The sequence below is a fragment of the Rhizobium mesoamericanum STM3625 genome (genome assembly GCF_000312665.1).
Classification (GTDB): domain Bacteria; phylum Pseudomonadota; class Alphaproteobacteria; order Rhizobiales; family Rhizobiaceae; genus Rhizobium; species Rhizobium mesoamericanum.
This window is the reverse complement of sequence record NZ_HF536772.1, coordinates 665,251-677,379: the sequence shown is the minus strand read 5'-3', so window position 1 is coordinate 677,379 and position 12,129 is coordinate 665,251. Positions and strand designations below refer to the sequence as shown.

The 12,129-nt window shown below is 58.6% G+C and carries 10 protein-coding genes and 2 riboswitches; of the genes, 5 read left to right on the top strand and 5 right to left on the bottom strand.

All coding sequences use genetic code 11. The features are described 5' to 3' along the window. Positions 1-34: 34 nt before the first annotated feature. The gene (gene metA, locus BN77_RS03325; RefSeq protein WP_007528379.1) at positions 35-958 is read right to left on the bottom strand and encodes a homoserine O-acetyltransferase MetA; all 924 of its coding nucleotides are present in this window, start codon (positions 956-958) and stop codon (positions 35-37) included. 34 nt (positions 959-992) lie between these two features. Beyond that, positions 993-1,070: riboswitch (SAM riboswitch) on the bottom strand. A 149-nt stretch (positions 1,071-1,219) separates the two neighbouring features. Here metA and BN77_RS03320 point away from each other — a divergent pair. Continuing rightward, positions 1,220-3,046, top strand: coding sequence for an ABC transporter ATP-binding protein/permease (locus BN77_RS03320; protein ID WP_007528377.1), 1,827 nt, complete (start codon positions 1,220-1,222; stop codon positions 3,044-3,046). 4 nt (positions 3,047-3,050) lie between these two features. Here the strand turns inward: BN77_RS03320 and BN77_RS03315 are convergent, their stop codons facing one another. The 4 genes from BN77_RS03315 to BN77_RS03300 all read right to left on the bottom strand — a co-directional run bounded on the left by BN77_RS03315 (position 3,051) and on the right by BN77_RS03300 (position 6,866). Then, positions 3,051-3,668 carry a hypothetical protein gene (locus BN77_RS03315; RefSeq protein ID WP_007528375.1) on the bottom strand — a complete coding sequence of 206 codons (618 nt, stop codon included), beginning with the start codon at positions 3,666-3,668 and terminating at the stop codon, positions 3,051-3,053. Between the two features lie 139 nt (positions 3,669-3,807). Continuing rightward, on the bottom strand, positions 3,808-5,634 hold the full coding sequence (locus BN77_RS03310; RefSeq protein WP_007528373.1) for an ABC-F family ATP-binding cassette domain-containing protein: 1,827 nt from the start codon (positions 5,632-5,634) through the stop codon (positions 3,808-3,810). A 2-nt stretch (positions 5,635-5,636) separates the two neighbouring features. After that, complete coding sequence (locus BN77_RS03305; RefSeq protein ID WP_007528371.1) at positions 5,637-6,287, bottom strand: thiamine diphosphokinase; 651 nt, start codon at positions 6,285-6,287, stop codon at positions 5,637-5,639. Between the two features lie 48 nt (positions 6,288-6,335). Continuing rightward, positions 6,336-6,866 carry a MarR family winged helix-turn-helix transcriptional regulator gene (locus BN77_RS03300; protein WP_007528369.1) on the bottom strand — a complete coding sequence of 177 codons (531 nt, stop codon included), beginning with the start codon at positions 6,864-6,866 and terminating at the stop codon, positions 6,336-6,338. Positions 6,867-6,985: 119 nt separating this feature from the next. Here BN77_RS03300 and BN77_RS03295 point away from each other — a divergent pair, with 119 nt between their 5' ends. From BN77_RS03295 to BN77_RS03280, 4 genes are all read left to right on the top strand, one after another. Further along, positions 6,986-8,512, top strand: coding sequence for an MDR family MFS transporter (locus tag BN77_RS03295; RefSeq protein ID WP_007528367.1), 1,527 nt, complete (start codon positions 6,986-6,988; stop codon positions 8,510-8,512). Between the two features lie 59 nt (positions 8,513-8,571). Continuing rightward, positions 8,572-8,683: riboswitch (TPP riboswitch) on the top strand. Between the two features lie 44 nt (positions 8,684-8,727). Continuing rightward, positions 8,728-9,756, top strand: coding sequence for a thiamine ABC transporter substrate binding subunit (gene thiB / locus BN77_RS03290; protein WP_007528365.1), 1,029 nt, complete (start codon positions 8,728-8,730; stop codon positions 9,754-9,756). Next, positions 9,756-11,387: a thiamine/thiamine pyrophosphate ABC transporter permease ThiP gene (gene thiP, locus BN77_RS03285; RefSeq protein ID WP_007528363.1), complete on the top strand. Its 1,632-nt coding sequence runs from the start codon at positions 9,756-9,758 to the stop codon at positions 11,385-11,387. The genes thiB and thiP overlap by 1 nt, the downstream gene beginning before the upstream one ends. Next, positions 11,380-12,096 carry a thiamine ABC transporter ATP-binding protein gene (locus BN77_RS03280; protein WP_007528361.1) on the top strand — a complete coding sequence of 239 codons (717 nt, stop codon included), beginning with the start codon at positions 11,380-11,382 and terminating at the stop codon, positions 12,094-12,096. The genes thiP and BN77_RS03280 overlap by 8 nt, the downstream gene beginning before the upstream one ends. Positions 12,097-12,129 lie beyond the last annotated feature (33 nt).

The window sequence follows — 12,129 nt, the reverse complement described above, 5'->3', positions numbered from 1 at the left end:
CAACCGGGATGTGCCGCAAAAAAAGAAACGCTGGTCAGTCGCCCTTGCCGATATCGTTAAGATCGTAAGGTGTGGTCTGGTAGATCTCGTTGATCCAGTTGCCGAACAAAAGATGCGCGTGGCTGCGCCAACGGTTTTGCGGCGTCAGCGACGGATCGTTGTGCGGGAAGTAGTTGTGCGGCATCTTGATCGGCACGCCGGCGTTCACATCGCGGAAATATTCGTCGGAAAGCGACGTTGAGTCATATTCCACGTGATTGAACATATAGAGCCGCTTGCCCTTCCGCTCGTGCACGAGGCAGACGCCCATTTCGTTAGATTCCATCAGGATCTCCAAGCTTTCCGATTTCTCGATGTCTTTGCGGCGTACTTCGGTCCAGCGCGACACGGGCACTTCGAAATTGTCGGAGAAGCCGTTCAGGTAGACCGACGACGGCTTCAGGTTCCGGTGCCGGTAAACACCGAAGGCTTTCTCCTTGAGTTCGTACTTGGGAACGCCGTGGAAGTGATAGATCGCGGCCATCGCGCCCCAGCAGACGTTCATTGACGAATGAACGTTGGTTTCCGTCCAGTCGAAAATCTGCTGCATTTCGCCCCAATAGTTCACGTCCTCGTAGGGCAGCGTCTCGATCGGCGCGCCTGTCGTGATGAAACCATCGAATTTACGGTGCTTCACTTCCTCCCACGTCTGGTAGAAGGCGAGAAGATGGTCCTCCGAGGTGTTTTTTGCTTTGTGGTTGCCGACGCGGATGAGCGAAAGCTCGACCTGCAGCGGAGAGGCGCCGACGAGGCGGGCCATCTGCAATTCCGTTTTGATCTTGTTCGGCATGAGATTGAGCAGCCCGATCTGCAGCGGACGGATGTCCTGACGGATAGCCACCGTCTCGGTCATCACGCGCACGCCTTCCTGAACCAGGGTCTCAAATGCAGGCAAGGTATCGGGAATCTTGATGGGCATTGCGGTCACTCGATCAAACAACGAATAGATTGCTATCGGTCCGCACGCGGCCCTTTAGCAACTTCTTTAACGTGGCTGCAAGCCGGCCGGCCAAATCACCACGGAGCGTCTTAAATAGCGTCACTCGATCCGCGAATCAATTGCTCAAACGAAAGGTCGGGCGATATGAACTCACCGCAGCGTTAATGACTGCTAGAATCTGTTGGTGGACACAGCGAAACACCATGTTTATTGAAGTAGAATAACGGCTAGGGACGCGTAATGGCAGATGACCTCGAAGGCAGGCCAAGCATTCAAGGGCAGGACAGAGTAGGATACGATCTGAGCCTGGGCTATCGCTTGAGGGTCATGTTCTCGGCTTTCTGGCATTCGCCCGTGCGAGGAAGGGTCTTGGTGATCGCCCTTGCGCTGATCGCCATTATTCTCGCCACGGCCTATGCGACCGTCATTCTCAATCAGTGGAACGCGCCTTTTTACGACAGCATCGCTCGGCGCGACCTGCGTGGGTTCTTCCATCAGTTGAAGGTCTTTGCACTGATTGCGGGCATGCTGTTGTTGCTCAACGTCGTACAGGCTTGGTTAAACCAGATGACCGCGCTTTACATGCGCGAAGGTCTGACACGCGATCTCGTCAACCAATGGCTCCAGCGCAAGCGCGCGCTTCGGCTTTCGGCCAGCGGCCTGATCGGCGTCAATCCCGATCAGCGGCTGCACGAAGATGCCCGCAATCTCGCGGAGAGCACAACGAGCCTTATGATCGGGCTGGTACAGGCGACGATCCTGCTCATCAGCTTTATCGGCGTGTTATGGGACCTCTCAAGCGGCTTTGTCTTCCATTTCGGCACGCGCTCCTTTTCCATTCCCGGCTATATGGTTTGGGCGGCAATCTTCTATGCGGCGTCCGCATCGATTCTCAGTCAGCTGGTTGGCCGCAAGCTGGTGAAGCTCAATGCCGACCGTTTTTCGAAGGAAGCGGAACTTCGCTTTGCGCTGATGCATGCCAACGAGAACATGCCGGCGATTACGGTGGCGCGCGGTGAGGAGAATGAGCAGCAACGTATCAATACCGACATCAGCGCGGTGCTTGCCGTTATCAAGCGGGTGGCGATGGCCAACGTCAACCTCACCTGGGTATCGGCCGGCTACGGCTGGCTCGTCGTTGTCATCCCGATCATCGTCGCTGCGCCCGCCTACTTCTCCGGTGGATTGACGTTTGGCCAGCTGATGGTGTCGGTCGGTGCCTTCAATCAGGTCAATACCGCCCTTCGCTGGTATGTCGCTAATTTTGGTCCTATTGCCGAGTGGCGCGCCACGCTGATGCGCGTCACCGATTTCCGGCAGGCGCTCACCAGCATGAGCGACGAGATCAATCTTAGGGGCACGATTAGCTACGAGCACAGCGCGCCCGGAACGCTGACGCTGGACCATGTGCGGGTTGCTTCGAAGATTGGCGAAGAGATCGACCAATGTGGCGGCTTCCGCGTGCACGAGAATGCAGTAACGATCAGGGCCGGCGAAAAGGTCATGATCAACGGCGATCACAACGTAAACCGCAAACTGCTTTTCCTAGCACTCTCCGAGCTTTGGCCGTGCGGTGGCGGCAAGATCGGCTTGCCGCCCCAGGACGACATGCTTTTCGTCCCACAATCGGCCTACATTCCGGGTGGTTCACTTCGCGAAGCGCTAGCGTTTCCGGAGCCTGCGGATACCTATCAAACCAGGGATGTTGTGGCGGCACTCGAAAAAGCAGGACTCCACAGCCTCGTTTCCCGCCTCGATAGTCGGGCGCGGTGGGACAAGCTGCTTGATTCCGACGAGCAGCGTGCGATCGGTTTTGCTCGCCTGCTTCTTGTACAACCAAAGTGGATCGTGTTTGACGAAGTACTGGAGGGCATGGAGCCGGAATGGCAGTCCACGATGATGGAGGTCCTTACCTCCATGCCGGACGCGGCGATGATCTACATCGGTCGGTCAGACGTTTATGTGGAGACCTTCAAGCCGCGTATACTGCATCTCGAAGCTCTGCATGCGAAGCCTGAAGCAAAGGTCGTGGCAAAGGCGCCGAACGCGCCCGCCCCAGCACTTTGATCGTCTACATCAGCGGGACAACGCCGTTCGTGCCGACCGTGACGTTTGCGGCGGACAGAGTGCCATCAGGTGCCTTTTCACCCATCACGATGACGCGCGCCCCAGCGCCGAGGTCCGCCTTTCCAGCAGGGGTGAAGGTTACGATCGGTGTATCGCCGGCGATCGATATCATCTTTTCCTTGCCCTGGTAGGTGAGCGTGATCGTGTGGCCATCGACCGCCTTCACCGCCTTCGCGACGGTTGCGTTGGTCATCGTGCTGTTGGGCTTCAGATCCCAAGGGTGAGTTCCCTCTCCGGTCCCCTTCATGGCGGTCGGGAAGATCAGCACTTCAAGAGCGCCATCGCCACCATCCGCTTTCGGCAGCGATACAACGCCAACGAAATCGCCCAGTTTGATGTCTTCAACAGAGGCTTTCGTGATGCCGCGGACTTTCCAGTCCGGCTTCAATATCACCGTCTGATCGGTGCCTTCGCGTGTTTTGACCACTAACGTGTTACCGATCAGGCTTTCAACGGTTCCACGCACGCGCTGCGCTTCTTGACCAAGCGCGCTGTGCGCCGCGACAGTGAGGTAACCCGCGACCCAGAGGAGCGCGGATATTGCTTTGAGCTGTTGTGGCATAGGCTGCTTCCTTGCCGTCGTGCAAGCTGCGGATTGGCGCGCAGCTTAGTCCCGTCGCCGGAAGGCTGACGAATCAATGAAACGTGAAAGCCAGTTTGCATAGCAAAACAGTTGGATGGCATTAACGGGCGAGCGATGCCTAGCCTTCCAATTCCTCCCGGAGCATCTCAAGCTCCAACCATTCCTCTTCCATCTTCATCAGGCTGTCGCGGAGCTTCTCCATTTCCGCCGCCAAGCGGTTGAACGTGGTAGGATCCTTAGTGAACAGGCTGGGGTCCGCCATCCGCTCCTCGCGTTGGGTGATCTCGGCTTCCGCTTTGGCCATTTCCTTTGGAAGATTATCGAGAGCGAACTTCTGCTTGTAGGAGAGCTTGCCCTTTCCTTTAGCCGTCTCGGAGGAAGCTGCTGCTTCTTGCGGCTTTGATCGTTCCGCCGCCTTTTCGGCCCTTTTCCGCTCTTCGACGGCGCCCTTTCGCTGCGCAAGCATGTCCGAATAACCGCCCGCATATTCTATCCAGCGCCCATCAGGCGCATCTGGAACTGCCGGCGCGATCGTCGATGTCACAGTCCGATCGAGGAAGTCGCGGTCGTGGCTGACAAGGATCACAGTACCCGGGAAGCCTGCAACGATTTCCTGCAGCAGATCCAGCGTCTCGATATCGAGGTCGTTAGTCGGTTCGTCCAGGATCAACAGGTTTGCCGGACGCGACATGATGCGGGCCAGCATGAGCCGCGCTCGCTCGCCTCCGGAAAGGTTCCTAATCGGCGTACGGGCCTGTTCCGGCTGGAACAGGAACTCCTTCATGTAGCCCGTCACATGTCGCTGCTCACCGTTTACGAGAAGGTTCTCACCGCGCCCATCCGTCAGGTAGTGGGCAAGCGTCTCTTCCGGATTGAGGTCCTCGCGCTTCTGATCCAGGGTCGCGATTTCCAGATTGGTTCCAAGCTTGACGGTGCCGCTATCGGGCGCAAGCTGTCCGGTCAGCATCTTCAGCAGTGTCGTCTTACCGGCCCCATTCGGGCCGACAAGACCGATGCAATCACCACGATGCACGCGAGTGGAGAAGGGAGCGACGATCGGCCGATCACCAAATGTCTTCGTAATCTTGTTAGCCTCGATGACGAGCTTGCCGGATTCCTGAGCGTCGGAAATCGTTGCCTGCACGGTGCCCTGCGGGCCTTTATGACCGCGATATTGCGAGCGCATCGTCTGTAGTTCGCCGAGGCGGCGCATGTTGCGCTTGCGCCGGGCGGTGACGCCGTAGCGCAGCCAGTGCTCTTCGCGCTCAATAGCCTTGCCGAGCTTGTGCTGCTCGAGCTCTTCCGCTTCCAGCACTTGGTCACGCCAGGCTTCGAAATGGGCAAAGCCCCTATCGAGCCGCCGCGATGTGCCGCGGTCGAGCCAGACGGTCGCCGTCGAGACCTTCTCGAGGAAACGTCGGTCGTGGGAGATCAGAACAAGTGCGCTTCGGCTCTTTTGCAATTCTCCTTCCAGCCATTCGATGGTCGGAAGGTCAAGATGGTTGGTCGGCTCATCAAGAAGAAGGATATCGGGCTCCGGCGCGAGAACGCGCGCAAGCGCGGCGCGGCGCGCCTCGCCGCCAGAGAGGTTTTTGGGATCTTCCTCCCCGGTCAGGCCGAGGTGCGAGAGGAGATAAGCCACGCGGTAGTGGTCGTCACCAGGACCAAGCCCCGCTTCGGCATAGGCCTGTACCGTACTGAAGCCGGCGAAATCCGGGGCTTGTTCCAGGTACCGGACAGTCGATGAGGGATGGCGGAAGACCTCACCCGACTGCGCTTCGACGAGGCCGGCGGCGATTTTCAGCAGCGTCGACTTGCCGGAGCCGTTGCGACCGACGAGACAGATCTTATCTCCGGGCTCCACCTGGAGGGCCGCGCCGGCAAGCAATGGCGCGCCACCGAAGCTGAGGAAGATGTCATCGAGTTTCAGAATGGGAGGCGCCAAGATCAGACTCCGGAAAAGTCATAGGGGCGGGCGAGCACAATGGCGCGGCCGCTCTCGAGCGAAAAGCGCACCTTGCCCATCGCGACATTGGAAATGGTGCGCGACGAGCCGAAGGGCAAATGGAAATTGGCCAGCGGATAGCGCGCGTTTTCGATCGTCAGGCAGCGCAGTTCACTGAAGCCGGGAACCGAAAAGAGGCTGTCAGGAGGCAGATCCAGCTCGATTGCGCCGCCAACTAGCGGCACGGCCTCCTCGTTGCCGGACGTCAGGAGCACGTCGTAACCCTTTTCTGCAAGGCTGACCGCATAGAGCAGGTGCTGGATGGCATGGTCGGAACGCTCACCCGCAAGGGCGCCGGCCAAGACGAGCCGTTTTGCGCCGCGGGCGATCGCTTCCGAGACGGCAATCTCGCCGTCGGTGGAAGCCTTCGCCGCGGGATAAGGTTGCTTAGGCACATTAGGAAAGGCGCTCTCGAGGTCAGCCGGCGTCGAGTCGAAATCACCGACCCATAGCTCCGGAACGACGCCGAGGGCTGCCGCATGACGCATTCCCCCATCGGCGGCAATGAAACGGCTGCCTGAGATGGCGTCGCGCAGGCGGTCGGTTATTTGCAGCTCGCCGCCAAGCAGAATGGTGAAGGTGGATTGGCTCATGCGCATTGCCCATAACGCAAAGCAGGGGGGAAGGGAAAGGGCCGCTGCTCAGGCTTCGTCGGCAATATCCTTGATGTGCGCCTGAAAAATGTCTTCGTAACCGGAAATGAACTTTTCGAAAAGTTCTCCGAATGCCTTGATCTCTTCCGGGTTCCAGTCTTTGACCACCTCGGAAACAAACGCCAGCTTTTGCGCGCGTATCTCTGACAACAGCCGCTGTCCGAGTGGCGTCATCACGACGATGATCCGCCGCGCATCCGCCTGAGATGCCTTTCGCCGTAGAATGTTCCGCCCCACCATCTCCGCGATGATACGGCTTGCGCGCGACGGGTCGATCCGCATCATTTCGGCAATTGTCCCAACCGTTACGTCACCAACCTCCTGGGCACGACGTACCGTATCCAGCACGTCGAGGTGGGACAGTTCGAGGCCGGGCGCCACACTTTGGATGGCAAGCCGCCCGATCAGTCTGCGGCCGGTCATAAGGCGCATGCGGGTCATGCTTTGACCAATTCGCAGGATGTCCGGTTTGTGGGCCTCGGCGTCAGTGTCGGTCAGGTTGGTCAAGCTCTCGTTCATTGCAGGAACATAGCATCTCAGGCGCCAATTGAGAATATGCCGATGTCAGCCAAGTGACATTGACAAATATATGCTAACAGCACATAAATGGTCTTTCTCGTATTTGGAACGATTTTTTCATGGACACTCCAATTGCTGCGGCGCCGCTTGTGACGGACCATCGCCGGCGGTTTATCCTCTTCCTTTTCCTGATGGCCGCCATGTTCATGGCGACACTCGACAACCAGATCGTTGCAACTGCCCTGCCGACAATCGTCGGTGAGTTCGGTCGCCTCGAGCGGTTCGGTTGGGTCGGCTCCGCCTATCTTCTCGCTGTGAGCGCGGTGATGCCGCTTTACGGCAAGCTCGGCGACCTATTTGGCCGCAAATACGTGATGATGGCTGCGATCACGATTTTCACGGTCGGCTCTGCCGTCTGCGGACTGGCAATATCCATGAATACACTGATTGGCGCCCGCGTGCTGCAGGGGCTCGGTGGAGGCGGCATTATGGTGTCCATCTTCGCCGTAAACGCAGACCTGTTCGAGCCGCGTGAACGCGCGCGCTATCAGAGCTATTCCAGTCTTGTTTTGATGGCATCCGGTGCAATTGGGCCCGTCCTCGGCGGTGCGATGAGCGATCTCTTCGGTTGGCGTTCAATTTTCCTCGTCAACGTTCCGCTTGGTTTTGTCGTCCTTATCGGTCTGGGTCTCATGCTGCCTTACCGGAAGCCGAACCGCCGACCAAAGATCGATTACGCTGGAGCCCTGCTGCTCGCCTTGACGGCAACCTGCATTGTGCTGGCTGCCGATGGCGCTCAAATCTTCGGCTCGCTTGCTGCTGCCCAAAACCTAGCCATCATTGCGCTGGGCGCAGCAGCGGTCATGGGTTGGATTTTCGTCGAGCGTCGCGCTGCCGAACCGATCGTTCCGCTGTCGCTTTTCCGCAATTCGACGTTCACCCTGTTGCTTGTGATGTCTGTGATGAGTGGCGCGATCGGTATCGGCATGGTCAATTATTTTGCGCTGTTTCTGCAGACGACGACCGGTCTTTCACCGTCGGCGGCCGGAGCGTTCTTCATTCTTTTGACCGGCGGCATCGTTTGCGGGTCGCTCTCGGCAGGCCGCATCATCTCAGTAACCGGGCGCTACAAGCCGTTCGCTATCGCTAGCCTGAGTTGCAGTGCCATCGCATTCGTGCTGTTCACTCAGATTCATGCAGGAACGCCGGTTCTGCTGATTGGAGCGGCGATGGCTCTCCATGGTTTCGGTGTCGGCCTTGCACAGCAGGTGCCGGTCATCGGCGTTCAGAATGCTGCTCCGGCGCGCGATGTCGGTGCGGCGACCGGGTCGGTAACGCTATCGCGCATGGGCGGCGCATCGATCGCCATCTCCGTTTACGGGGCGATCGTCAGCTCACAGCTCGCCAAGGCCGAGCTTTCGATTCCTGGTGTAACAAATATCGAGCAGCTGACGCCGAAGATGCTGGCGGCTTTGCCGGAGGAGTTGCGTCAGGCCGTCGCCGAAGCCTATGCCAATGCGTTCACGCCGCTTTTCATGGCGTCCTGCGCGATCGCTTTTATCGGCCTGTGCGCAGCGGTGATGCTCAAACCGACGCAGCTACCTCGGATGGCCGGATCGGCGGCAAGTGCCGAAGCCGCCGAGTAAGTGCCGAGGGCAGTTGAAGGCCACCACTTGCAAGACGCCAGGCGTGGCGATACATCTGAAGCGCTCTAACGGGGTGCCTCGTGCCATCAGGCATGCGGCTGAGAGGCTGAAAGCCAACCCGCGGAACCTGATCCGGCTAACACCGGCGGAGGGATTAGACGCGTGACATCTGGCACCGCCCTTTTCCCCTTCAAGCAAACCAGAGGAGAGGTGCCATGTTCAAAACCAAGTTCAAGAGCCGTTCGCTGCTAGCTGCGGCCTTAGTCGCGACTTTTGGTCTGGCCGGTGCAGGCGTGCAGGCGGCAGACAAGACGCTCACCATTTACACCTACGAGAGCTTCACATCCGAATGGGGGCCGGGTCCGAAGGTTAAGGAAGCATTCGAGAAGATCTGCGGCTGCAGCGTCAATTTCGTCAGTGTGGCCGATGGCGTGGCGTTGTTGTCGCGTCTCAAACTTGAAGGCGTCGGCACGAAGGCCGATGTGGTGCTCGGACTGGATACGAATCTGACCGCGGAAGCAAAAGCAACCGGTCTATTCGATGCGAGCGGTGTCGACGTCGGCGGGCTTAAAGTGCCGGGAGATTACAAGGACGATGTATTCGTACCTTACGACTATGGCCACTTCGCCGTCATCTACGACACGCAGACGATCAAAAATCCTCCGAAGAGCATGAAGGATCTGGTTGAGGGTGATCCTTCGCAAAAGATCGTCATAGAGGATCCGCGCACCTCGACACCCGGGCTCGGTCTCCTGTTGTGGGTAAAGTCCGTTTACGGCGACAAGGCGCCCGAGGCTTGGGCAAAACTAAAGAAACGGGTGCTTACGGTGACCCCCGGCTGGTCCGAAGCCTATGGGCTCTTCACCAAGGGTGAGGCGCCGATGGTGCTCTCTTACACCACCTCGCCCGCCTACCATATGGTCGCGGAAAATACGGATCGGTATCAGGCCGCCGCGTTTTCGGAAGGCCATTACGTACAGATCGAAGTGGCGGGCCTGCTTAAGCAAACGCATGACAAGGAGCTTGCGCGTGAGTTCCTAAAGTTCATGGTGACGCCTGGCTTCCAGGATACCATTCCGACCAACAACTGGATGATGCCAGTTTCGGTGACGTCACAGCCGCTGCCGGATGCGTTCGGCAAGCTCGTGAATCCGTCAAAGACCTTTCTGATGAGCTCGGATGAAGTCGCCGAAAATCGCAAGGCCTGGGTCGATGAGTGGCTGGCTGCCATGAGCATGAATTGATGCTTTTGACTAAGGCGGAGATTCGATGTGCGATGCTGGGCGGGGCGGCAAGCCTTGCCGGCATTGTCGGCCTCGTGGGCGTTGCAATCTTTGCCTTGTTTCCTTCGAGCGGCGCCTCCATTCTGACGGCGGTGTTCGAACCATATGTACTGCGTGTCCTTCGTTTTACGTTGTTGCAGGCCCTACTCTCGACGCTGCTGTCGATCGCTTTTGCCATTCCAGTCGCGCAAGCCCTGGCGCGTCAGCAGCATTTCCCCGGCCGCATCTGGATCGTCAGGCTGATGGCCGTGCCCATGGGTCTTCCTGTTTTGATCGGGGCGCTCGGATTGATAGGTATCTGGGGGCGGCATGGCATCATGAACGCGGTATTGCTTAGCCTCGGCGCGGCGGAACCGGTCAGCATCTACGGGCTTTCGGGGATATTACTGGCGCATGTTTTCTTCAATATGCCGCTGGCGTGTCGCTTGATGTTGGCGGCACTGGATCGCGTCCCGGCGGAATACTGGTTGATGGCGAGTGGTCTTGGCATGCGGCGCCGGTCGGTCTTCCGTTTCGTCGAATGGCCGGTTCTGCGCTCGGTCATCCCCGGCATTGCTGGCCTGATCTTCATGCTGTGCGCCACGAGTTTTACGCTTGTACTGACGATGGGTGGTGGACCGGCCGCAACTACCGTCGAGGTCGCCATCTATCAATCGCTGCGCTTCGATTTTGATCTAGGCAGGGCCGTCGCGCTCTGCGTGCTCCAGATCGTCCTTACAGCTGTGATCCTCGGAGCGCTTTCGTTTCTTCCGGCGCCGAGGGATGAAGGGACTACGGCCGGCAAGGCCGTCAGGCGTCCGGATGGGGAACAGCCGGGTGCGCGGCTTGTGGATGGCACCGTCCTGCTGCTTGCCACTCTATTTCTGGTCTTGCCTTTGATGTCGGTGGTTTTCGCGGGCCTTCGATCTGATCTGATGAAGCTGTCGCGCGAATCCATTTTCTGGCAGTCGGCTGCCACCAGCCTTGCCATCTCATTCTCCGCAGCGGTCCTCGCTTTGTTGATCTCGATAACGCTGGTGCGCGCGCGCCAGGCGGTGCTTCTCCGACGACCAGGAGCCCCGGGTGCGGGAGCATTCTTTGCCGCCATGGGTGGCGCGTCGTCGCTGGTATTGCTCGTGCCACCGATCGTCCTTGCGACGGGCTGGTTTCTCGCGTTGAGAAGCTTCAGTGACGCGAGCGCCGCTGCTCCGCTGCTGATTGTCGCGATCAACGCTTTGATGTCTCTGCCCTTTGTAATGCGCGTTGTCGAGCCCGCTTTCATCGTTCATAAGCGCCGGACGCAGAAACTTGCGGCGAGCCTCGGTGTCACAGGTTGGGTGCAGTTGCGTCTCATCGATATGCCCGCTCTGTTTAAGCCGATGTTCACGGCATTTTCATTTGCGATGGCGCTGTCGCTCGGCGACCTCGGTGCCGTCGCTCTGTTCGGTTCGGACAATTTCGTCACGCTACCTTGGCTTGTATATAGCCGCATGGGGAGCTATCGAACGAACGATGCCGATGGGTTGGCATTGATCCTTGGTATCGTCTGCCTGCTGCTGACCATCGCCGGCACCATGGGGCCTGCGAGGCGAGAGGTGCTTCTTCATGGATGATCCGCAGTTCTCGATCGAGATGCGCGATGTTGGTCTCCAGCTTGGCACGCAAGAGTTTCACTTCAATTGCCGGCTTCCCGCCGGTGCCGTGATTGCAGTGACGGGCGCATCGGGAGCTGGCAAGTCAACGTTCCTGAATTTGCTCTCCGGCTTCGACACGGCCCTTCGAGGACGGATACTGATCGCGGGAAAAGATGTAACCTGCACCTATCCGGCCCGACGCGCCGTCTCGCTTGTATTTCAGGACAATAACCTGTTCGCGCATCTCGATGTTTTCACCAACATCGGCCTTGGCATTAACCCGGCGATGAAGCTCACGGCTGCTGATCGCCGTTCGATCAAGTCTTCGCTCGAAAAGGTGGGGCTTGCCGGTTTTGAGCGGCGAATGCCGGGGACGCTCTCTGGCGGGGAGCGGCAGCGCGTGGCCTTCGCGCGTGCTCTTGTCCGCAATCGCCCAGTGCTACTGCTAGACGAGCCTTTTGCTGCGCTTGATCCCGGCTTGCGAAATGGAATGGCGGCGCTGCTGCTCGATATGCATCGTGAGACCGGCAATACCGTCGTCGTCGTCTCACATGATCCGGACGAGATCAGACGCATCGCAGACTTCGGCCTTTTTATCGAAGCCGGCAGGATTGTCGTGGCCGCTCCGATTGACGAATTTCTGAGCCACGAGGATCATCCCGGATTGACCCAATTTCTCCGCAGTTGACGAATCTGGCAATCGCAACGGCACTTTCGCCAT

What these genes read in the sequence shown, in the direction of transcription:
- metA (WP_007528379.1), bottom strand. Translation starts at nt 958, where the DNA reads ATGCCCATCAAGATTCCCGATACCTTGCCTGCATTTGAGACCCTGGTT.
- BN77_RS03320 (WP_007528377.1), top strand. Translation starts at nt 1,220, where the DNA reads ATGGCAGATGACCTCGAAGGCAGGCCAAGCATTCAAGGGCAGGACAGA.
- BN77_RS03315 (WP_007528375.1), bottom strand. Translation starts at nt 3,668, where the DNA reads ATGCCACAACAGCTCAAAGCAATATCCGCGCTCCTCTGGGTCGCGGGT.
- BN77_RS03305 (WP_007528371.1), bottom strand. Translation starts at nt 6,287, where the DNA reads ATGAGCCAATCCACCTTCACCATTCTGCTTGGCGGCGAGCTGCAAATA.
- BN77_RS03300 (WP_007528369.1), bottom strand. Translation starts at nt 6,866, where the DNA reads ATGAACGAGAGCTTGACCAACCTGACCGACACTGACGCCGAGGCCCAC.
- BN77_RS03295 (WP_007528367.1), top strand. Translation starts at nt 6,986, where the DNA reads ATGGACACTCCAATTGCTGCGGCGCCGCTTGTGACGGACCATCGCCGG.
- thiB (WP_007528365.1), top strand. Translation starts at nt 8,728, where the DNA reads ATGTTCAAAACCAAGTTCAAGAGCCGTTCGCTGCTAGCTGCGGCCTTA.
- thiP (WP_007528363.1), top strand. Translation starts at nt 9,756, where the DNA reads ATGCTTTTGACTAAGGCGGAGATTCGATGTGCGATGCTGGGCGGGGCG.
- BN77_RS03280 (WP_007528361.1), top strand. Translation starts at nt 11,380, where the DNA reads ATGGATGATCCGCAGTTCTCGATCGAGATGCGCGATGTTGGTCTCCAG.